The organism is Virgibacillus salexigens, assembly GCF_000723585.1.
Lineage (GTDB): Bacteria > Bacillota > Bacilli > Bacillales > Amphibacillaceae > Virgibacillus > Virgibacillus salexigens.
Genome location: NZ_CCDP010000001.1, coordinates 378,700 through 401,782, shown reverse-complemented (window position 1 = coordinate 401,782; position 23,083 = coordinate 378,700). Strand labels below are relative to the sequence as shown.

The 23,083-nt window shown below is 37.7% G+C and carries 21 protein-coding genes; 9 read left to right on the top strand and 12 right to left on the bottom strand.

Going from position 1 to position 23,083, the window contains the following annotated elements:
- Positions 1-142: 142 nt before the first annotated feature.
- Complete coding sequence (locus BN990_RS01975; RefSeq protein ID WP_021289983.1) at positions 143-685, bottom strand: D-glycero-alpha-D-manno-heptose-1,7-bisphosphate 7-phosphatase; 543 nt, start codon at positions 683-685, stop codon at positions 143-145.
- 211 nt (positions 686-896) lie between these two features.
- On the opposite strand from BN990_RS01975, the gene BN990_RS01970 reads away from it, so the two are divergent.
- The 3 genes from BN990_RS01970 to BN990_RS01960 all read left to right on the top strand — a co-directional run bounded on the left by BN990_RS01970 (position 897) and on the right by BN990_RS01960 (position 4,624).
- Positions 897-1,598, top strand: coding sequence for a polyphosphate polymerase domain-containing protein (locus BN990_RS01970; protein WP_038241983.1), 702 nt, complete (start codon positions 897-899; stop codon positions 1,596-1,598).
- Positions 1,599-1,621: 23 nt separating this feature from the next.
- Positions 1,622-2,305, top strand: coding sequence for a DUF4956 domain-containing protein (locus BN990_RS01965; RefSeq protein ID WP_038241980.1), 684 nt, complete (start codon positions 1,622-1,624; stop codon positions 2,303-2,305).
- Positions 2,306-2,374: 69 nt separating this feature from the next.
- Positions 2,375-4,624 (top strand): carbohydrate-binding domain-containing protein, encoded by a 2,250-nt coding sequence (locus tag BN990_RS01960; RefSeq protein ID WP_051738995.1) that lies wholly within the window; start codon positions 2,375-2,377, stop codon positions 4,622-4,624.
- 453 nt (positions 4,625-5,077) lie between these two features.
- Here the strand turns inward: BN990_RS01960 and BN990_RS01950 are convergent, their stop codons facing one another.
- The 3 genes from BN990_RS01950 to BN990_RS01940 form a co-directional block, all read right to left on the bottom strand.
- On the bottom strand, positions 5,078-6,484 hold the full coding sequence (locus BN990_RS01950) for a HAMP domain-containing sensor histidine kinase (protein ID WP_038241967.1): 1,407 nt from the start codon (positions 6,482-6,484) through the stop codon (positions 5,078-5,080).
- Positions 6,474-7,148: a response regulator transcription factor gene (locus tag BN990_RS01945; protein ID WP_038241966.1), complete on the bottom strand. Its 675-nt coding sequence runs from the start codon at positions 7,146-7,148 to the stop codon at positions 6,474-6,476. Before BN990_RS01945 ends, BN990_RS01950 begins: the two co-directional genes overlap by 11 nt.
- Before the next feature lie 68 nt (positions 7,149-7,216).
- Positions 7,217-7,750, bottom strand: coding sequence for a DUF6944 family repetitive protein (locus tag BN990_RS01940; RefSeq protein ID WP_038241965.1), 534 nt, complete (start codon positions 7,748-7,750; stop codon positions 7,217-7,219).
- Positions 7,751-8,245: 495 nt separating this feature from the next.
- On the opposite strand from BN990_RS01940, the gene BN990_RS01935 reads away from it, so the two are divergent.
- A complete protein-coding gene (locus BN990_RS01935; protein ID WP_021289991.1) occupies positions 8,246-9,307 on the top strand; it encodes an NAD(P)/FAD-dependent oxidoreductase in 1,062 nt (353 codons plus the stop codon).
- Positions 9,308-9,373: 66 nt separating this feature from the next.
- Here BN990_RS01935 and BN990_RS01930 read toward each other — a convergent pair whose 3' ends face one another.
- The 6 genes from BN990_RS01930 to BN990_RS01905 all read right to left on the bottom strand — a co-directional run bounded on the left by BN990_RS01930 (position 9,374) and on the right by BN990_RS01905 (position 15,155).
- On the bottom strand, positions 9,374-10,063 hold the full coding sequence (locus BN990_RS01930) for an LrgB family protein (protein ID WP_038241964.1): 690 nt from the start codon (positions 10,061-10,063) through the stop codon (positions 9,374-9,376).
- The gene (locus BN990_RS01925) at positions 10,056-10,436 is read right to left on the bottom strand and encodes a CidA/LrgA family protein (protein WP_238323664.1); all 381 of its coding nucleotides are present in this window, start codon (positions 10,434-10,436) and stop codon (positions 10,056-10,058) included. Before BN990_RS01925 ends, BN990_RS01930 begins: the two co-directional genes overlap by 8 nt.
- Before the next feature lie 219 nt (positions 10,437-10,655).
- Entirely contained in the window at positions 10,656-12,089 is a 1,434-nt protein-coding gene (gene argH, locus BN990_RS01920; protein WP_038241956.1) for an argininosuccinate lyase, read from the bottom strand.
- On the bottom strand, positions 12,086-13,345 hold the full coding sequence (locus BN990_RS01915) for an argininosuccinate synthase (RefSeq protein ID WP_021289995.1): 1,260 nt from the start codon (positions 13,343-13,345) through the stop codon (positions 12,086-12,088). Before BN990_RS01915 ends, argH begins: the two co-directional genes overlap by 4 nt.
- Before the next feature lie 421 nt (positions 13,346-13,766).
- The gene (locus BN990_RS01910; protein ID WP_267903312.1) at positions 13,767-14,432 is read right to left on the bottom strand and encodes an SDR family oxidoreductase; all 666 of its coding nucleotides are present in this window, start codon (positions 14,430-14,432) and stop codon (positions 13,767-13,769) included.
- A gap of 78 nt (positions 14,433-14,510) precedes the next feature.
- Entirely contained in the window at positions 14,511-15,155 is a 645-nt protein-coding gene (locus tag BN990_RS01905; protein WP_021289997.1) for an endonuclease III domain-containing protein, read from the bottom strand.
- A gap of 277 nt (positions 15,156-15,432) precedes the next feature.
- Between BN990_RS01905 and BN990_RS01900 the strand changes: the two genes are divergently transcribed.
- The 4 genes from BN990_RS01900 (at position 15,433) to pstB (ending at position 19,197) form a co-directional block, all read left to right on the top strand.
- Positions 15,433-16,410 (top strand): PstS family phosphate ABC transporter substrate-binding protein, encoded by a 978-nt coding sequence (locus BN990_RS01900; protein WP_038241950.1) that lies wholly within the window; start codon positions 15,433-15,435, stop codon positions 16,408-16,410.
- A 94-nt stretch (positions 16,411-16,504) separates the two neighbouring features.
- Positions 16,505-17,461: a phosphate ABC transporter permease subunit PstC gene (pstC, locus tag BN990_RS01895; protein ID WP_021289999.1), complete on the top strand. Its 957-nt coding sequence runs from the start codon at positions 16,505-16,507 to the stop codon at positions 17,459-17,461.
- A gap of 1 nt (position 17,462) precedes the next feature.
- Positions 17,463-18,347, top strand: a complete 885-nt coding sequence (gene pstA, locus BN990_RS01890) for a phosphate ABC transporter permease PstA (protein WP_021290000.1) — start codon at positions 17,463-17,465, stop codon at positions 18,345-18,347.
- Between the two features lie 16 nt (positions 18,348-18,363).
- A complete protein-coding gene (gene pstB, locus BN990_RS01885) occupies positions 18,364-19,197 on the top strand; it encodes a phosphate ABC transporter ATP-binding protein PstB (RefSeq protein WP_021290001.1) in 834 nt (277 codons plus the stop codon).
- 91 nt (positions 19,198-19,288) lie between these two features.
- On the opposite strand, the gene BN990_RS01880 is transcribed toward pstB, so the two are convergent.
- Positions 19,289-20,998 carry a methyl-accepting chemotaxis protein gene (locus BN990_RS01880; RefSeq protein ID WP_021290002.1) on the bottom strand — a complete coding sequence of 570 codons (1,710 nt, stop codon included), beginning with the start codon at positions 20,996-20,998 and terminating at the stop codon, positions 19,289-19,291.
- A gap of 187 nt (positions 20,999-21,185) precedes the next feature.
- Complete coding sequence (locus BN990_RS22855) at positions 21,186-21,323, bottom strand: hypothetical protein (RefSeq protein ID WP_021290003.1); 138 nt, start codon at positions 21,321-21,323, stop codon at positions 21,186-21,188.
- A gap of 212 nt (positions 21,324-21,535) precedes the next feature.
- Here BN990_RS22855 and BN990_RS01875 point away from each other — a divergent pair, with 212 nt between their 5' ends.
- Complete coding sequence (locus BN990_RS01875) at positions 21,536-23,017, top strand: potassium/proton antiporter (RefSeq protein ID WP_021290004.1); 1,482 nt, start codon at positions 21,536-21,538, stop codon at positions 23,015-23,017.
- Positions 23,018-23,083 lie beyond the last annotated feature (66 nt).

The following is a 23,083-nucleotide window of genomic DNA, read 5'->3' as shown; positions in this document are numbered from 1 at the left end:
GCATGCTTTCCAGAGGAATGATCTTAGGAATTGCTTACTCGTTTGGAACATGCCTATTTCATTCACTGTGATTTTCGAATAGTTATATTCCCTTTCTTTCGGCAGTAATACAACTTACTAGAACGAATCATGAAAATCATCTTTACTTTTTTGACTTATGAAGATCACATAAAAACACTGCTGCGGCTAGGAGATTTGGAAAAGTCCAATCTGCTTTGCTTGTTGTTTGCCGGTTTCCTACTAGAATTGTTTTTACACCCGCTTTCTTACCAGCCTCCACATCTACTTCTCGATCACCAACCATAAAACTATGTTGTAAATCAATTTGATGTTTCCTTGCTAGTGTATAGATCATTTCTGGTTTTGGCTTACGACAGGCGCAGTTAGCATCGGGCTTATGTGGGCAATAAGCAATATCGTCAATATGCCCATCAGATTTAGCTATTTCCTCCTTCATCTTTTTATGTACCGCATGTAAATTTTCCTCATTCATATACCCTAGTCCAATTCCACCTTGATTCGTCACAACAAACACCTTATAACCTAAATCATTACATATTTTTATTGCCTCAGCTACACCTTCTAACAGGTAAACATCTGCAGGCTGATTTACAAATTTCACCCGCTTTGTTAAAACTTCATTGACAACTCCATCCCGATCTAAAAAGACGGCCGACTGTTTCATACTGCTCCTCCTCACTATGCGTTATTACTTTATTTTGAACCAATTTGTCTTGTTTTATAGATGAATACTGTTTAGTGTTCTCTAAAAACGATTAACAATATCTTAACTTGACATTCACTTGACACATTTCCTATATACACTGTTATTGTCCACGGCATGAAGGAGGTTAACCCACATATTGTTTCAATGAACCTAGAAAGGAGGCAAATAAATGCCAATACAAACTTCTTTTAACCCAAAAGGACGTAATGAATTAAAACACGCGATATCTGTAGCAGAATATCACGTGTTACAAGATAAACTACAACATTACCTAAGAAGAGATCCAAACGCTAAACGAAACGGGAGATATCTTATTCGATCTACCTATTTTGATAACGTTGACAATAAAGTATTACAGGAAAAGAAAGAAGGATACTTGAATAGAGATAAATACCGTGTCCGTATATATGGAAAAAGCGGTAAAGTCATTCATTTAGAACGTAAAAGTAAGCGTAATAACCTCACATTTAAAACCAAATGCGAGATTTCAAGATCCGAGTTTGAAAAACTACGGATAGGCGATATTACCTGGATGGAAAACGACGAAAGGGCACTCATCCGTGATCTAATGTTCGAAATGAAGTACCATCAGCTAAAGCCGAAAGCGGTAGTTGATTATGAACGAGAACCGTGGATCTATCCATATGGCAATGTTCGCATTACCTTTGATATGAAGGTGCAGTCAAGTATACAAAATACAGATATGTTCAATAGACATTTGCCAATGATAGATGTATTAGAACCTCATTTAATTATTTTAGAAGTAAAATACGATGCGTACTTGCCAGACGTTATTAAACATCTCTTACAATTATCGGATACCAGACAGGAAGCGTATTCCAAGTATCAATTAAGTCGCATGTATGGTTAAAAAAAGCTAAAGGAGAGAGAAATATGGATTCAAACACAACAAACTTTTCAGATATATTCAAATCAAGTTTTTTAGAAAATACATCATCCATCGTAGATTCCTTACTTGGACTTGGATTATCATTCCTAATAGGATTATTCATTTACATGATTTATAAGAAAACATTTAAAGGCGTAATATACTCACATTCATTTAATATTTCATTAGTTATTATGACGATGGCTACAGCATTGGTCATTATGGGAATCAGTCAAAACGTATTATTATCACTTGGTATGGTAGGTGCATTGTCGATTGTACGGTTCCGAACACCCATTAAAGACCCAATGGACTTAGTATTTTTATTTTGGTCTGTAATTGCAGGTATATTATGTGGAGCAGGTTTTCTATTATTAGCTATTGTCGGTACCATCGTTATTGGGATTGTCATTGTATTATTTGGAAACAAAATTAAGGTAGAAAATCCTTATCTTTTAGTCGTTAAATACAATAATGATCGCCTTGGAAACCAAATAGAAAGTCTGATTAACGAAAAAACGAAACGATTTTCTTTAAAATCAAAATCTATCATACAACATGATGAAATCGAGGTTACATATGAAATCAGAGTTAAAGAGAATGACTCTGCCATCACATCCGAAATTTCAACAATGGATGGTGTCAATTCAGCAGTCATGTTGAGTTACGATGGTAACTTCACGGCATAAACAAGGCAACGAAGTAGTTCTATTCCATTAGGCTACTTCATTCCTATCATGATAAAGGGAGGTTATACAATGAAGGTAAAGAATATCTGGATCGTATTTTTTATTAGTATTCTATTAATGATCAGTGGTTGCGGAACCGAGCAAGCTGCAACAACTAGGCAATCAGATAAGCTGATTAGTAACTTAGTTACTTATGATAAGGAAGATGCGTATACAGATTGGGATAATGAAGATGTTACCCATATATATCTGGACAAAACAACTGCTAATGTTGATGGAAACGAAGGGGTAGTTGTTGAAGATCAAAACATATCCATCCGTACGACTGGTACGTATGTAATTGAGGGAACATTAGAAGACGGTCAGATTGTCATTGATGCAGAAGATGATGGGACAGTACGGCTCGTAATGAATGGTGCTACCATTAACTCATCAACGAGTGCTCCTATCTATATCAAACAAGCAGATAAAACCATCTTGTCTTTAGAGGGAAATACGGAGAATACAGTAACAGACCCTGAACAATATACGTATGAAGATGCCGACGAACTAAAAGCAGCCATCTTTAGTAAAGATGATTTAACCATCAACGGCACTGGCAACTTAACAGTGAATGGAAACTATAACGACGGAATCACGAGTAGAGATGAGTTAAAGATTACTGGTGGTACCATTGAAGTAACGGCAAAAGATGACGGCATTGTTGGACGAGACTTATTTACAATGAAAGACGCTGCTATTTCTGTTACATCTACCGGTGATGGAATAAAAGCCTCGAATGATGAGGATGAGCAAAAAGGAAATATCGTCTTACAAAGTGGTTCTTTATTCGTTGAAGCATCCAAAGGTGACGGTGTCCAAGCTGAAAAAGCAATAGTCGCTGTTGATGGGGAATATACGATAACATCAGGTGGCGGAAGTCCAGAAACAATTGAAACAAACCAAGCAGGCGGCGGTATGGAAGCGGGCGGCCCAATGGGTAACCAAGATATTTCCACCATGATTGATCGTTTATTGGAACAAATTGATGTTTCTGAGGAAGTAAAAGAACAGCTCCAAAACGCGGAAAGCTTTGAAGATATGCAAGCAATTATACAAGAAAATCCAGAAATCCAAGAACAAATGCAAACTTCTGGTGGAATGCCTGGTGGCCAGCCTCCTCAAGGAAAAGCACCTCAAGCACCAAACCAAAACAATAATTCCCAAAGCCAGGAGAATGCAGGAAACGCATCAAATACCGATGTATCATCACAATCAGCTAATGAAGAAACGGATTCTGAAAATACAGTTAGTACAAAAGGTATCAAGGCTGGAACCGATCTGACTATTGTTGGCGGCACATTCACGATTGATGCCTTAGATGATGCGATTCATAGCGATCAGGATGTTACCATTTCTGGTGGTGAATCATACCTTTCTACAGGCGATGATGCCCTGCACGGAGATGGAGACCTTACCATTGAAGGTGGAACAACTACGGTTGCTAAAAGTCTAGAAGGTGTTGAAGCAACAAATATTACAATCACAGAAGGCACAACCTATATTCATGCAGAAGATGACGGTATCAATGTTAACGGAGGAAGTACTGAAGGAGAGATGTCAGGTATGGGTGGCGCTGGTGGTGCGTCCCCTTCTGATAATGGGGGAAACGCGACTAGCGAGCAACAAGAACAAACATCTACAACAGAAGAAGTATCAAGCGAGGAAGGACAATTACTGATTGAAAATGGGTATGTCTATATTAACGCCAATGGTGATGGCTTAGATTCTAATTCGTCCATAAAAATGACGGGTGGTAAAGTACTTGTCTATGGTCCAACTCAATCAATGAATGGATCCTTAGATTATGATCAATCCTTTATTATTGAAGGTGGTACGTTAGTTGCTAGTGGAAGTAGTGGAATGGCACAAGGAATCTCTGAAGAATCCACACAACAAGCCATTATGATGACGTTCCCTGAAATGCAGGATGCAGATACATCTATATACCTAGAAGATAGTGCAGGCGAGCAAATACTTGGTATAGCTCCTGAGAATGCATTCCAGTCTGTATTGATTAGTACACCATCTCTTGAAAAAGACGAATCCTATACATTCAACGCAGGTGGTAAATTAACAGGTGAAAGTAACGATGGGGTATATCAAGATGCGACTTACCAAGAAGGTTCCTTAGCCGTCGATTTTCCGCTTTCTGAAGTTATGACGTATATAGATGAATCAGGAGTGACCGAAAATCAATCAAATAACATGTTCGGTGGAAATCGTGGAGGAAATCAAAGAAACGGTGACGGCAATCCACGGAGTAGCAATCAAAACTAAAAATAAACAAAAACGAGGCTGAGACAAAAGTATCTTATTCCTATAATAATCCGAACGATCGCATTCGAATCTGTTCGGATTATTTGTTTACCTATTTTGGTTTGGTTGTGTCCCGGCCCCATTTTGCAGCGAACGAAAAAATACTCTCGCTTTCCAAGGACGAACGCCCGAGCCCCCTCGCGAAATCCACACTGCGGGATCTCTGATCGTCCGGTTTTTTGTTGTTTTTGCTTTTGTATACGTTGTAAGTAAAGGACATTCTATATTTACGACCTGAATTATAGCGGCCAAACCAGCTACGTAAGGATGCATAAGTGAGCACACTTCTCCTTACCGAACGCTGCTATATCAAATCGGTTATTCGATGGTCGAGGTAGAAAACAATAAAAGGGAAAGAGATTAAATAAGGCTGCAAGAAAGCCTCTACAGTACGTATTTAGGAAAAAGCAATAATTATTTTGGTAACGATATTCGAAATATGGTTCCTGTATCACTGCTTTGTTTTAAACATAAATCACCGTTCATCGCCTGAGCGATCATTTTACTTAGAGACAGACCAAGACCAAGTCCCCTTGTTTTATATTTCTTTCCTTCTCCTCGATAAAATCGTTCAAAGATAAATAGTTGTTCTTCAAACGGTATTCCTGGACCATTATCTTCAATATCGATAAACACATTATTCGTATCACTACTTAAATTCACCTGAATTTCCCCTGCTTGCATCGCCTGCATTGCGTTATTAAGTAAATTTGTAATAATTTGTTCAAGCCGAATAACATCCACTTCTAATTGAACAGCAGATTCTAAGAAAGAAACCCTTGTTTCCATGTTTTCTTCCTCTTGAGAAATACTCCAATGATAAACAATATTTTTCACTACATCGTTCACATTTACCTGTTCCCTTGATAAGGGTACAGCATTTGCAGCAAATGAATTAAATGCTAGTAAATCTTCAACCATTGTTCGCATTTTTTCCGTTTCTTTCAAGGATATTGCTAAAAACTCTTTTGCCTCATATCCAGTTACTACATCATCATTTACAGCCTGAAGTAACCCATTGATAGAAGTAACTGGAGTTTTTAATTCATGGGTAACTCCAGCTAATAATTGGGTTCGTAAAGATTCTAGTTGTTCTAGGCGATTCGCCATGTCTTTAAATGAAGACACAAGCTCGTATACTTCTTCTTCCTTATTATTTTCTGGTAGATCGATTCGATAATCCCCATCCTGCACCCGTCTAGCGGCTTGAGCAACTTCTTTGATTGGCCTTGATAAACGTCTTGTTAATAAATAAATAGCAACCCAGCCGAGTAATGCTAGACTGATAATCATGATTGCTAATAATGTATATTCTTGCTTTACTTTTGCCAATACGTTTTCTGATTCGACCATCATAACCCAACCAACCGTATCTTCATCGACAGCTATTGGTGCTTTTACCAAATAAAAATACGTATTGTTCTCACCAAGCTTCCGCTTTTGTACGGACGCTTCTGATTGTATCCATTCTTTCTTTACTTGATTTTCTAATGGTCCCATAGGACGGTTGCTGGAAACAATTTGACCATCCGACTTGATAATATATACAAACGGATCACTTTCTAAATCCATCCAGTGTCGACGTTCAGGGAATCCCCCTTCACCATCAGGATGTGGTCCTATTTCGCCAGTATTTGTTATTTGATTCGCCATATCTTCTGTTAATAATTCCATGATATGAAGACGATTTTCTAATGTCGTATGGCGAATCCATAGTGCAGAAAGAATAGCTATAACAATTAAGCCAATACATAATGTCAATAAGTAACGGCTTGTCCAAAAGCGACTTAATGGAATTCGTTCTTTCTCTTTAATAAACACTTAACTGATACCCCAATCCACGAAGTGTTTTAATTTCTCCTTCTATCTTAGGCCAATCCTCTAACGCTCTTCTTATTCGCTTTATTGCCAAATCAACTGCTCGATCACTGCCTTCATATTCCCACCCCCAAACATGTTCAATTAATTGGTCCCTTGTAAACGTTTGGTTTGGATGATCAGCTAAAAATAAAAGTACCGAAAGGTCTCGGGGTGTTAATCGAATGATGTTTCCTGACAATTTAATGGAATGTGATTTCATGTCAATTTCGAGTTTACCAAAGCGTTTGACCTGAGAGTTCTCTGCTTTTGATCGACGTAAAACAGCTTTCACACGAGCTACCACTTCTTCTGCATTAAATGGTTTTGCGATATAATCATCTGCACCTTCATTTAATCCGTCTAAACGGTAGTTGATATCACCTAAAGCAGTTAACATGATTACCGCACATGTGTCCATGTTACGTATCTCTTTAAGTAAATCCCATCCGTCTTTACCTGGGAGCATGACATCTAATAGTACAAGGTCCGGATTAGTTGAATAAAAGGCCTCCATTGCCTCTTCTCCATTAAATACCTGATCCACACCAAAACCAGCCTTTTGTAAGTATGCTCTTAGTACTTGGCTTATTGAAAATTCATCCTCTATAATTAATATACGTTTCATTCTATTCATTCCTAACAAAGTAAACGTTTTTACCTTTTATTATAACCTCTGTTTATGTCAGGAATAAGTCAATTCTGTCCTTCAACTGACCCTAATGCTGAGATAACGGAACCAATTGCCTGAATCCAGCTTCCGATTGCATTAATTTCCTCTTCATTTTCTTCCACTCTTCCAGATAAAGCTTGGAGCGAATTACCAATGGCTTGCAAAAGATTACCATATATATTATAAAGCTCATCTTGACTTGGTTCACGACCTAATGCATCCCCGAATGCAATTCCACCTCCTAAGGCCTGCATAAGGTTGCCTTTTGTATTTAAATCATTTTTGGTTTGTTGATTAAAATCAATAACAATACCAGCAATGACTGTGGAATTACCAATCGCCTGAATTTCATTGGCAATTTTATTCAGGTTTACATATTCGATGCTGTCAGCTACTAATGCATTTCCTGTTCCTTGCAAGACATTTCCTATCAAATTCAAGTCGTTTGCTAATGATGTCTTTATAGGGATAGAGGGGGTTGAGCCAATAGCTGATAGTACAGTTCCAACCGCTTGGATCCATGAACCAACTGTCCCTTTCCAACTATTATCCCCCATCAACTGAACCCCCTAAATTAGCTCTCCCTATATTCTAAACAATACCTCTACCACTTGTTACAAAGGAACTAAAAATGAATCATTCGTTTATTCAACTTATTTGTCATTCGATAGTATATAAAAAAGGCTTCATCTCTCTCCCATAAGAAACGAAGCCTTTTGGCCCAGCCTGTATGTTACCCCTTTATTCTCACAGACGGTGCTGCGATTTCCAAGATCTGCCCACTCAGAAACCGTTTCCAACCCATTATAACAGTTTATCCTAATAAAGAAAACCAACGAAATCTAATACGCGTACAGCTTATGTCTACGATGCTGAAGCATCTGCTTTTAATCCGTATAGCATCATTGCATCTATTGGAATACTAGGAGTGAGAACACATGCCATCGATTGATTACTTATTCACTTGTCGAAAGGAATCAAATGGTGACATCTATCCATATCTTCGCTAGAATAAAGGGGAGAAGATTTTATCAGAGATGGGGTTTTGCGGCATGAAGAGATTGGTCATTCTTGGTGGGGGTTATGGTGGTCTAAAGGCATTATTAGGGATCCTTGATTACCAATTACCAGAAGAACTAGAAATTACGTTAGTTGATAGAAATCCATACCATTCGATTAAAACAGAATTCTATACAATAGCGGCCGGTACATCTGCGGAAAAGGACGTTCGTTTAAGCTTTCCAGATGATCAACGGGTTCGCTACTTTTATGGAGAAATTAAAAAGATTGATACTGACAAAGAGGAAATTTTATTCTCTAATTCCAGTGAAGTGATTCCTTATGATTATCTTGTCATCGGATTAGGATGTGAAGATAACTATCATGGCATTGAAGGAGCGAAAGAATTCACTCATAGCGTACAAACATTCGAAAAAGCTCGTAAAACAGGACTTGCCGTCTGTAACCTAAAAGCTCATGGAAAGGTTTCTGTAGTAGGTGCTGGCTTAAGTGGTATTGAAGTAGCTTCCGAAATTAGAGAAAGCAGACCGGATCTCAATATTCGATTACTTGACCGAGGCGCGAGTGTATTAAAAGCATTCGATTCTAAGATTCAAGCGTATGTATCAGAGTGGTTTGTTCGAAATGATGTAGATGTGATCCATCATGCAAACGTGGAATACGTTGAAAAGGATGGTGTTTGTAATAACGGTATCTGTTATGTAAATGATGTGACGATCTGGACTGCTGGCGTTCGCCCTAATTATTTAGTTAGAGAATTGCCATTTGCTAAAGACGATCAAGAAAAAATGATTGTAAACCAATTTTTCCAAATTCCTGAGCAGCCCAATATCTACGTCGTTGGCGATTGCGCTTCTTCTGAGTATTCACCTAGTGGTCAACTAGCTGGACAGCAAGGAGAAAGAGTTGCAGAGGTATTATTAGCTGTTTTAAATAATAAAGAACCGAAAAAACCAAAAGAAATTAAATTAAAAGGAACGTTAGGATCCCTCGGAAAATCAGATGGCTTTGGTAATATGATGCAAAAACCAATGACAGGGCTATTACCACGATTAGCAAAATCTGGTGTTCTTTGGTTAAATAAACGACACTAGGTGTACAGCATAAAAAAGCCGAAGCAAACAATAGCGAGCTGCATTGCTTCTTCGGCTTTTTTTAAACTACATTAAGATAAGCACTAGCCCTGGGGTAATAACGGAAACTACAATCGCACTAACTACCATTGCTATCGTGCTAATCGCCCCTTCCAATTTACTGGATTCCATGGAAGTAGCTGTACCAATCGCATGCGATGCACTGCCCATCCCTACACCACGGCCAAGGTAATGGTCAATTCGGAATAAGCGTAGTACATAAGTGTGCATAAGCACCCCGCCAATACCAGCAATCATGACAAATACTGCAGACAATGACATGACGCCACCTAACGTCTCTGTAACCGCCATTGCCACAGGGGTGGTAACGGACTTTGGTGTTAATGAGTAAATAATAGAAGAATTAAAACCTGCCCATTTTGCCAGTAGCAAGCCAGTTGAGATTCCTAAGATTGCTCCAAAGGAAGTCCCAACTAAAATCGGACCGGTTAATGTCCTTAATGTATCTCTATGCTGATATAAAGGATAGGCGAGCGCAACTACAGCAGGTCCAAGTAATTCATCTATCCATTTACCACCTAACATATATGTTTTATATGGGATATGAAATATTACTAATATAATAATGATAATTGCCGTTGCGATTAAAACAGGAGCAGTAAAGGGATGATTCCACCTTTCATGAATTTTCAATGCGAGATGATAGATTAAAAACGTCCCTAGTATTATTACAACGGCTAACATAACCTCATTCATGCTTATATTCCTTTCTACGAACAAGCCACTGACTGACAATGCCTGATCCAGCCATTACAAAGATGGTACTAATTAATACAATGATAATTAATAAGAAGCCTTTGCCCGAAAATAATTGATAATAATTTAAAACTCCTACGGTTACAGGAATAAAAAAGAATGCTAGATTCTTAACAATAAAATTAGCACCTTCCGCAATCCATGAAACCTGAATAATATTTGTTATTAACAAAAGGAATAAGATTAGCATACCAATGACGCTTCCAGGAATAAATAATCCTAACGTATGTTCTATCCAATTTCCCAATAGGAAAATAAGATAAAGCAAACAAATATGCACTGCAATTTTACCTAACTTTACCAAGATTGTCACTCCTACTCTTCTGTGATGTCAGGGTAAAATCTCCTAAAAAATGATCTGAAGAATATCTAAACATAATACATTAAAGTAAATCACGTATGAAAAGACAATATAAGTAGTATAGCAGGTATACTATCCATCAGGAAACGAAAGGCTTTTTATCGATCGTCCATAAATAGATTTCAAGTAAAAAACCAACTGAACCTCATATGTCCAGTTGGTAAAAATAGTTTAAATTGATCGGTAGCTGCGACTAGATAGAATTTCATTTTTAGCTGAAACCCATTGGTTATTTTTTTCAATTGCTTGTGTTACCTTCTTCAATTGTGCAGTTACTTGATTCTTCGCAGTACCTCCTGTTGCATTACGTGCCTGCACGACAGCTTCAGGTGCTAAGTAATCATAAATATCTGATTCAATTGCATTCGAGAAGGTTTGAAACTCTTTTATTGTTAAGTCAGTCAAGTATTTATTTTCTTTGATACAATAAAGGACCGTCTCTCCTGTAATGGCATGGGACTCCCTAAATGTAATACCTTTGCCCACAAGATAATCAGCAAAATCAGTAGCATTTGAATAATCATTCTGCACTGCTTTGTACATAGCTTCTTTATTCACGTTCATTGATTCAATCATTGGGGCAAATAACGAAAGTGCACCTCTTAGTGTTTCCACGGTATCAAACATACCTTCTTTATCTTCCTGCATGTCTTTGTTGTACGCTAGAGGAAGACCTTTCAATGTTGTTAACATCCCCATTAAATGACCATATACACGTCCAGTTTTTCCTCTTACCAATTCAGCAACATCGGGGTTCTTCTTTTGTGGCATCATGCTGCTGCCTGTAGAAAATTCGTCATCAATCTCAATAAAATTGAATTCTTGACTAGACCATTGCACAATTTCTTCGCAAAGGCGAGAAAGATGCATAGAAATCATGGACGCATCACTTAAAAATTCTACCACAAAATCTCGGTCACTTACCGCATCCAAGCTGTTTTCACAAATTCCTTCAAAGGCAAGCTGCTGCGCAACATATTTTCGATCAATTGGAAATGTTGTCCCAGCTAATGCGCCTGCACCTAAAGGGGACTGATTAACCCGTTTCCAACTATCTATCAGACGTTCAATATCACGCTGAAACATCCAGGCATATGCTAGCAAATGATGGGAGAATAAAACTGGCTGTGCTCTCTGCAAATGCGTATATCCAGGTAAAATCGTATCCATGTTAGCAGTGGCTTGTTTCACTAGGGCTTGCTGAACTTGAACAGCCAATTGTGTTATTTCTACGAGTGCATCACGGAGATACAGGCGCATATCAAGGGCAACTTGGTCATTTCTACTTCTACCAGTGTGAAGTTTCCCACCAACAGGGCCGATCGCTTCAATGAGTAAACGCTCGACATTCATATGAATATCTTCATGCTCTTCCCTTAATATTGCTTCACCACTTTCAATAGTGGATGCAACTTTTTGAAGACCTTCTGCTATTGTCTTCGCTTCTTCTTTCGTAATGATCTCACATTTACCAAGCATAGCAACATGGGCTAAGCTACCTTCAATATCATAGACTGCTAATTTCTTATCAAAATAGATAGATGCTGTATATTCATCTACTAGTTGACTTGTTGGTTTTGTGAAACGTCCTCCCCAGAGCTTCATGGTTTTACAGCTTCTTTCACATCTAATACCGCTTCTTTTACTGATTCATCCATATTAGCATGTGTTTGATTGACAGTTGCATGGACTTTTGTCGGTAGCCCCCATAGTTTGATAAAACCTAATGCTGCTTCATGATCAAATGCATCTTTCGCATTATACGTAGCTAAATCAAAATCATATAACGATTGTTGTGATTCACGCCCAACGACTTGAGCAAGGCCTTTATATAACTTTACTTTAACTGTTCCTGATACATATTGCTGAGTTTCATTAACAAATGATTTTAATGCATCCGTAAGAGGAGAATACCATAGACCATCATAAACAGATTGGGATAACTTTTGCTCAATGGTTGGTTTAAACTGAGCCACTTCTCTCGGTAATGTCAATGCCTCTAATTCTTGATGTGCAGTAATCAGAGTAAGTGCTGCTGGCGCTTCATAAATTTCACGAGACTTTATACCAACTAAACGATTTTCCACATGATCGATTCGACCGACACCATGTTTTCCTGCAATGGAATTCAATTCCAAAATAAGCTCTTCTAAAGGCATTGATTTTCCATCCAATGAGATGGGTTTTCCTTGTTCAAATGTAATCTGCACCGTTTGCGCTTCATCTGGCGCTTCGGTTGGATCCGTGGTTAAATCATACGCTTCTTTCGGTGCCTCAGCCCACGGGTCTTCTAAAATACCACATTCATTACTGCGTCCCCATAGGTTTTGATCAATGCTAAATGGATTATCTAAATCGATCGGTACTGGGATATTATGTTGTTTCGCATATTCGATTTCTTCTTCTCTTGACATAGCCCATTCACGTACTGGAGCAACAATTTTTAATTCCGGACTCAAAGCAGTAAATGCAACATCAAACCGTACTTGGTCATTTCCTTTTCCAGTACAACCATGAGCAACTGCAACAGCGCCTTCTTCCTTGGCAATATTCACTAAAATCTTTGCAATCAATGGACGGGAAAGTGCAGATATCAATGGATATTTCCCTTCATATAATAGATTGGATTGAAGGGCAGGCAGTACAAATTCCTTGGCAAATAAAGCTTTTGCGTCAACGACATAAGACTTAATCGCTCCTACTTGTAGGGCTTTATTTTTCACAAATTCAAGGTCTTTTCCTTCCCCGACATCAAGTGCTACCGCAATAACATCATAATTATATTTATCCTGTAGCCATTTCACAGCAACAGATGTATCTAATCCGCCTGAATAAGCTAAAACGATTTTATCTTTACTCATTTTCACCACTCCTGTGCTTATTTCCTTATTGAATTATTATGCATCAATATGAATAATTATTCAAGGGGCAAATACAATATTTTTGTAGAAATTATTTACCAGTTTGTTTTTCACTACCTTTTATTCCTGTCCACATTTTATTGTTCATGTTCAGTAAAACGAAAATTGCAGATAAACTAATAAGGGAGAGTGTAGCAGTATGTGAGATAAAAGAGGGAAATTTCCGACTTCCCTAGGTGCTGAAAACCAAACCTGTGTCAAAGAGAATTTCATGGTTTAACACGATTTGAGGAAATGACCTGTAACAAAGCTATCGTCACTAGTAAAATGAAGGAAAAACCAAATGTAAAATAAAGCTGCTATTATTTGTTTAGGCAATATAAAAACGCTAGCCTCTTTTTCCTGGCTAGCGTTTGTTGGTTTATAATTTTTGTAATGCGTCATCTATCTGAATCTCACCAGAAATGAGATCAAACGACTGATGGTACGTCTTTTCATTCGTTAGTGAGGACACTACTGTTGTTGCAACATCCTCTCTTGGTATGGAACCTCTTTCTAGATTTTCTGCGGCTGAGATTTTTCCTGTCCCCGGTTCATTTAATAAACCACCAGGTCGAACAATGGTATAGTTCAACTTACTTGCTCGTAAAACTCGATCTGCGTAATGCTTTGCTACATAATATGGCTTAATTTTTTCATTCCAGTTTTCGCGATGATGAGACTGATGGGCACTGACAATAATATATCGTTCAAGACCTACCTCTTCAGCTGCTTCAATTGTTTTAATCGCCCCATCTAAATCAATTAATAACGTTTTATCTGGACCCGTACTTCCACCTGACCCAGCAGTAAAGATAACAGCATCTGATCCCTTCATTGCTTTCGCTAATTCATCTACGCTATCTTCAAGATTTGCTACGACTGTTTCAATTCCTTGATTGTTTAGCTCATCTGCTTGTTCTTGTTTTCTAACCATTGCCTTAACTGTATGTTCGCTGCTAGTTGCTAATTGTTTTACGACATGCTGACCAATCTGACCATTGGCTCCTACTACAAGTACTTTCATTGACTGAACCCCTTTCTTAATTGAGTGTTCTAATGATATTATTTCAAACAATACGATCAGAAGCAAAATACTTGTTTGTTCTTCTGATTAAGAAAAAACCTAGGAATGAATTAATCGACGACAATATGTAGATAATGGACAGCCGGTACAAATAGGATCTGATTTACAATGTACCTTCCCATGCTCTACTAACAATGCATGATATTCATTATATAAATCCACATCGCTGGATGATAATGCTTCTTCTACATCAATACGGAAGGCATCATATCCTTTTGGTATATTATATCCAAACCGATGAAAAATCCTTCTCGCGTATGCATCTGCTATAAAAATTGATTTGTCAAAAACATAAAGCAAAATGACGTCTGCCGTTTCATGACCAACACCTTGAATGGATAATAGTTCTTTTCGTAGCTTATCTCGATCGAAATGCCTGATTTTTTCGATTTGGAATTGATACTTTTTAAACCAATCTAGGAAGGTTTTGATCCGTTTTGCTTTTATGTTGTAAAAACCACTTGGACGAATCCGATAAGCTAACTCCTCCAACGGCATATTGTCCAACGCTTCCGCGGTTAAAACGTCTTTTATATTTTGCAAGGCCTTCTCCGCATTTCTCCAATTTGTATGTTGCACAAGAATGGACCCTACGATCATTTCGATTGGTGTATCCGCTGGCCACCAGCCTTGTGGTCCATAATAGCAATACAGATTATCATAAACTTCTTTAAAGGTAAGCATCTATTAATCCTTCCATCAAAACATTAGATTATAAAACCTATCGTAACAAACAAATTGAAGTATCTCTACTACCTTTTCTCCTAAAAATTACCTATATCGACATTCCTTTACCAGCTTTTATACATCTTTCAAGTTAAAATGGTACTATTTTTTAGCAATTTACAAAAGCTTTACATTCCAAACATACTTCCTTAATATTCGCCTACTATACTAGCAGTTGAGAGGGGAAAAACTCCTCATAAAACTATCCACATATTTATAGGGGGAGGCAATTTTAATGAAGTTCAAGAAGTATCTTATGTTCCTTCTTATCGCAGTAATAGCTATCGTAATTACAGCTTGTGGCTCAAATTCAGAAGGAAATGATTCCGGAAATGCTAACGCTGAAAACGAAGGTGAATCAGAAGAACTAGAAGGTAATGTTGTCATAGATGGATCCGGAACCGTTTATCCGTTAATGTCACGCCTAGCTGAAGAATACATGGTAAACGAACAACCAAATGTATCTGTCGAAGTTAGTCGCGCAGGAACTAGTGCTGGATTCGAAAAGTTCCTTGTAGAAGATGGAACAGACTTTAATGATGCTTCTCGTAAAATTAAAGATGAAGAGCAAGCAAAAGCCGATGAATTAGGAATGGAAGTAAAAGAATTAAAGGTAGCGCTAGATGGATTAACAATTGTAACACATCCAGACAACGACTGGGCTACTGAATTAACAGAAGACCAAATCAAAGGTATTTTCCTTGGAGAGTACACGAACTGGTCTGATATTAACCCAGAATGGCCAGATGACAAAATTCAAACTTATGGTCCTAATGAAAATCATGGAACCTATGAATTCTTCTATGAAAACATTATGGAAGAACAAGATTTAGTTAGCGATATTAACCTTCAACAAGACTACTCAACGCTAGTAACACTAGTTTCAGAAGATAAAAATGCTATTGGATTCTTCGGATTTGGTTACTACGATAGTAATAAAGATAAAATACAAGCAGTAAATGTTGACTTCGGTGATGGTCCTGTCGAGCCATCTCTAGATACGATAGCAGAAGATGGAGACTATGCTGGTTTCACAAGACCTGTATTCACTTACTTGAACGTAGATCATGCAAAAGAAAAACCTGAGGTATTAGATTATGCACTATTCATAATGAATAATATCAATGAATTTGCTGGAGAAACTGGATTTGCACCAATTCCAGATGCTGAAGCAGAGGAATTAATCAGCGAATTAGAAGGATTAAAGCAATAATACCCTCAGAAAAAAATTTAAAAAAACAGGACAAGGTGAGAGCGGCATGCTCTCATCTTCTTGTGACTTAACGCTCTGAAAGGGGGCGCCAATTATGGCATCAAACAGCAAGATAGACGACCAAGACGACTTAAAAATACAAGAAATGATTGCCCAAAAGAAAAATGGGCGGAATCTTAGTCGATTCACAGAAAGGATTATTCCGGTTCTCCTTTTCTTGATAGCGTCCGTCTCTATTCTAACGACGATCGGTATCATTTATACACTATTAACAGAAACGATTGAGTTCTTTAAACGTGTGCCTATTGCTGATTTCTTTACAGGTACTATTTTAAAACCCTTAAGCCAAAACCCTGAGTTCGGTGTACTTCCACTTATTAATGGAACGATCATATCTTCCGTAATTGCTATGTTAGTAGCTGGTCCAATTGGAATTATGACTGCTGTCTATTTAAGCGAATATGCTTCGGATCGTATTAGACGGACATTAAAACCACTATTGGAAATCCTAGCAGGGATTCCTACTATTGTATATGGTTTTTTTGCTTTTACGTTTGTCACTCCAATCATACGAGAAATCTTCCCAACCGTAGAAGCAACCAATATCTTAAGCCCCGGTTTAGTAATGGGGGTCATGATTATTCCAATGATTGCATCATTATCGGAAGATGCGATGACCTCTGTTCCTAATTCGATGCGAGAAGGTGCATTGGCATTAGGTGCTACCAAGCTAGAGGTTGCATTCCGTGTTGTGATTCCTGCTGCATTATCAGGAATAATTGCCTCGTTTGTACTAGGAGTATCACGAGCGATTGGAGAAACCATGATTGTCACAATTGCAAGTGGGAGTTCCAAGAACTTCACTTTCGATATCACACAATCCATGCAAACCATGACTGCCTATATCGTTGAAGTATCAGGAGGAGAGGCACCTGCCGGATCTACTATCTATTACAGTTTATATGCAGTTGCTTTCACATTATTTATCTTTACATTGCTAATGAATCTACTTGCAAGATATGTCTCTCGTAAGTTTAGGGAGGAATATTAATATGAAATATGTTGACGCAGCCCAAGTACAGAAAAAAATGAATGGACGCATTCTAAAAAATAATATATTAAAAACATTATTTCTTGCAGCTACTCTATTTGGATTAGTCATCCTAGCTATATTAATTATACGTGTCTTACTCCAAGGTGCAAGTTGGATTAACCTGGACTTCTTAACTGGAAAACTCTCTACTTCTGCAGATCGTGCAGGTATAATGGGTGCCATTCTTGGAACGTTTTGGCTTATGGTTGTTGTTATTCCAGTCACCCTATTCTTAGGTGTTGGTACTGCGATTTATTTAGAATTATACGCCAGGAAAGGCAAATTTCAATCATTCGTCCAAACAAATATCGCAAATTTAGCAGGAGTTCCTTCTATTGTTTACGGAATACTAGGTATGACTTTATTTGTTCGAGCTCTAGATTTTGGAAATATCGTATTAGCAGGCGGTTTAACCATGTCCTTGCTCGTACTTCCCATCATTATTGTGGCAGCACAGGAGGCTGTTCGAGCTGTACCGCAAGATTTGAGTGAAGCCTCTTATGGGATGGGTGCAACAAAATGGCAGACGGTTAAAAATATTATATTGCCAGCAGCTTTACCTGGTATTCTTACAGGATCGATTTTGTCACTTTCGAGGGCAATTGGAGAAACGGCACCATTAGTAGTCATTGGTATTCCAGCATTGCTTATCCCGTTTCCTGGTGGAATTATGGATAAATTCACTGTCCTCCCAATGCAAATTTACTATTGGACGTTAGATTCTTCATTAGTGGCAGAATATGCAAATTTAGCTGCAGCGACTATCATTGTATTACTTGTACTCTTATTCTTATTAAACGCTACGGCAATCATTATCCGTAACAAGTTTCAAAAACGATATTAATTAAGGAGTGTGTGATATGAGTACCTTAACAAAGCCAAAATTTGATGAAGAGCTTACGATTTCAAATGATCCGCGAAATAATAAAGATACACCAAAAACTACCGTTTACGATACAAAGGATTTAAATTTATGGTATGGTGATACACATGCATTGAAGGATATTAATTTATCCATCTACGAGAAAGAAGTAACAGCCATTATTGGTCCTTCTGGCTGTGGTAAATCTACGTATTTAAAAACACTGAACCGGATGGTAGAACTCGTTCCAAGTGTACGTACCTCTGGCATGATTACCTATAAAGGAAAAAGTATATTAGATAAATCCTTTAAAGTAGAGGATTTACGTACCAAAGTAGGAATGGTTTTTCAAAAGCCTAATCCTTTCCCTAAATCGATTTACGATAATATAGCGTACGGTCCAAAGATTCATGGCATTCGGAATAAAAAAACACTTGATGAAATTGTTGAGAAAAGTCTCAGAGGTGCATCCATTTGGGATGAGGTTAAAGATCGTCTCAAGGAGAATGCATACGGGCTTTCCGGCGGTCAACAGCAGCGCATTTGTATTGCACGTTGCTTAGCCATCGAACCAGATGTCATCTTAATGGATGAGCCTACTTCCGCATTAGACCCGAAATCAACATTAAGAGTAGAAGAATTGATTCATGAACTCAAAAAGGAATATTCAATTATTATCGTAACCCATAATATGCAGCAAGCTGCTCGAATTTCTGATCGTACTGCCTTCTTCTTAAATGGAGAAGTAATTGAATTCGATGAGACAGACAAAATCTTTACTACACCAACCGACAGCCGTACAGAAGATTATATCTCTGGACGATTCGGCTAATTCATTCATTAACTCCCCCATTTCAATAAATAAACCTGACCACTAACGTGGTCAGGTTTTTATTTATATCGAAGGGTTTACGTATCATCTGCTATTGAATGTCATAACGTTGGGTATGAATAGCAAGAGAGTCTGCTAAATCAGTAAGTTTATTTCCAATTTCATCATTATTCCTCAACAGATGTAATTGTTGACTGCTGCCTAAAAGCATTTCTTCTGCACGGATTAAATTATCTGCTGACATGGAGGAATAATCAATTGCTGATTGTTGCAATTGCGGGAGTGTTTGTTCAAATTCTTGAAGATCCTTTTCTATGGACCTTAATTGATTATTTACTTTCTCGATTTCAATTAACAGCTCATTAAATGAAGACTGGGAAGTAGCAGCCATCGTAAGTGTTGATTTTGTTTTTGATAGCATTTGCTGAAACTCATTAGACGCTTCTATTGTTATACATTCCATTCTCGATGTTGATTCAGTGATATCACTAGCTGCTCGAGAAGATTGTTCTGCTAGTTTTCTTATTTCCTTGGCCACTACAGCGAATCCTTTACCTGATTCACCTGCACGGGCGGCTTCGATAGCTGCATTTAATGACAATAGTTTGGTTTGTTCTGCAACCTCTTGAATCATATCCACCATTGCTGTAATGGATTTAGACTCCGTTTGCACCATGTTAACCGTATTTGTAAGTTGTTCAAAATCGGTTTCAAAAGAAGTTATCGTTTGGTTCAATTTGTTTATTTGCACATCGCCTTGCTGCGCAGAAGCAATCATTTCTCCAGAACTTTGAAAAATAATCCCCATATTCATCATTTCCAACTTACCTTTGATTTGGAGAACCATTTCTACACTACTTTTTGAACTCGATGCCGTTTGCTCTGCTCCTGTCTTCACTTCATTAATTGCTTCCATTAGCTGTTGACCTGATTCTAACGTGGTTGCAGATGAACGTTGTAATTCTCTGCCTGTGTTATTCAGATGATCGGTTGTGACTTTGATTTCCTGAAGCGTCGTTCGCATATAAGAAATCATCGTTTCATATCCATTTTTCAGTGCTATAAATTCAGGCAATGTCGTCTTAATAGGAAGGACTTTTCCTAAGTTTCCAATTTTTACTTCTTGCATAGTATCTCGTAATACCATAATGGGTTTGGTTAAACTTCTTACAAAAATAGTAATCAATAAGGTCGTGAGCAAACCACTAACCATAATAATCGCAATGGTATAATAGCCCATTGATTGCACGGGTTCCATGTAAGATGATGTTGGAACAGCTAAGACATAGATTCCTTCTATTTCTTCCATTTCTTGAAAAGTAAATGTATATTCTTTGTTATCTATCGTTTTATGTATAAGACCGTTTTGGCGTACCGATATTTCCTCTATAATAGCTGTTGATAATCCTGGCAATGCATCTTCACTACTTTTAAATGGGGTCACCCGCTCTCCTTTAACATAAAAATATTCAGAAGCAATGCCATCATCAGCTAATTTGTTTTTTTGAGTACGAATATTACTTTCAAGTTGTTGCATAAAATAATTATTATCGCTTACGTATAAAAATTGAAGGTTATCAGCGATGTATCCCATTAACTCCGTTTCTCGTTTAAGTCTGTTCTCGATAGCTGTCATCGTTGTTCCTTTCGCCTTTAGATAGGAACTTATCCCTACTGCCGTACTGGAAATGAATATCAAAACGATAAACAAGAGCAACAAACGGCTACGTAAGCTTAGTTTTTTTAACATCGTATTGCTAAATTGCATTATCCATTGCTTGTATTTTTGATAAACCTTCAATCAATCTCCCCCTACGATCCTTTATCTAGCAATAAGTATAGCAATCAAGTTTTAAGATACTGTAAATTTAATGTTAAAAATAGTACATTAGAACCAGGATTATTGTATAGTTATCTAGGCGAAAATTGCACTTTTACCTAAAAAAGAGAATGGCTGACTACGGCTATCAACCACTCTCTTGCAAAACCTACTGCTTTTTCTGGTTCACATATTGGTTTGGCTCCTCACCGCCATGAGAGTTACTGTTTTTATATTGGCTTTTCCGTCCATTGCGATGCTCTCCGTGATTCGTATTTTCTTTAAATTGATTATTCTTGTTTCCCATTTCACGTCCTCCTTTCAGGCTACAGCTTGCCTATAGTTTGTGGGATATTTGTGCTTTTATGCTTATTTGATAGAAGTCCATTAAATGGGTTCTCTCGTTCCATATATCAAAACAATCACAAAATAATTCATAATTATGATTCGTCTTTTTTCTCAAATCCATTTATAACCTTTATAATAGAGATAGATTGTTCTTTGGAAGGACTGTTCAACATGGATATATCTTTAGAAATGCTTGTTTTTCTCTTTTCTGCAATGCTTATTGTCGGAGCTTTGGCAACAAAGTTCTCCACAAAGTTAGGACTACCAGCACTCGTATTATTCCTCTTAATTGGCATGGGGCTAAATCAATTCATCTTCTTCGAAAACGTTCATCTCACACAACTAATAGGAATTATGGCCTTAATTATTATCCTATTTGAAGGTGGAACCCAAACAAAATGGGAGAATGTCCGCCCTGTTATTGGTGCAGCAGGATCCTTGGCTACCTTAGGTGTGCTACTGACTACGGTTATTACTGGGTTAGCTGCCATGTATATTCTTAACTTATCCTTATTAGAAGGTATGTTATTTGGGGCGATTGTTGGTTCTACTGATGCTGCTGCTGTATTTAGTGTGCTAGGAAACAAAAACATTAAATCCAAACTCACCTCTACCCTTGAAGCAGAATCAGGATCTAATGATCCAATGGCGGTTTTTCTCACTGTTGCTTTAATTGAATTAATACAAGTGCCAGATGCATCGATATGGCTAGCTATTGGCAGCTTTTTCGTCCAAATGGGGCTTGGCCTATTAATCGGATTATTGCTTGGAAAACTGACTGTATTACTCATAAATAATATAAATTTAGACACCTCTAGTTTATACCCTGCTCTTGCAATAGGTATGGCTACTGCTACCTATTTTATTTCTGACTTTTTAGGCGGAAGCGGCCTACTGGCTGTTTATGTAATGGCTGTATTCGTTGGGAATAGTGACCTCATGTATCGCTTTTCGATTTTACGTTTTAATGAAGGATTTGCCTGGATGATGCAGATCGTTATGTTTATCCTGCTTGGTTTACTTGTATTTCCAAGTCAATTACCTAGTGTATTCTGGCAAGGGGTTTTATTAACGCTTATCCTAATGTTTATCGCACGTCCAATTGCAGTCTTTGTTTCCATGCTATTTATGAAATATAACGTAAAAGATAAATTATTTATTTCGTGGGCAGGATTAAAAGGTGCCGTACCTATCGTATTGGCAACTTATCCAATTATTGCTGATATAGAAAATAGCGATCTTATATTTAATGCTGTGTTTTTCGTCGTTCTTATTTCAGCACTGGTACAGGGAAGTACGTTATCCTGGTTAGCAACAAAGCTTGGTCTAACAGGCGGAAAGAATGATCCGAGCAAACCAACAATGGAATTAATTAATCTAGGAAATACCGAGGCTGAAATAATGGAAGTAAGAATGACCCCGCGATCAGCTGCCTTAAATCGTACACTGATTGATTTGGAACTACCAGATGAAACGCTGGTAATCGGAATAATCCGAAATAAGCAATTGATCACACCAACAGGCACCTCCGTTATCCAAGATGATGATATACTCTATGTATTGAGCAATAAGCGGAATAGAGAAAAAGCAAAACGGGTTCTCTTAGGGAAGAAAGAAAATAAACCACCGAAGAAACCATTAGCTACTGAATAAAGGAAGTGAGCCAAACCGCCTTACTTCCTTTATTTTTTTGTAATCACCATTGCCACTTCCTTACGT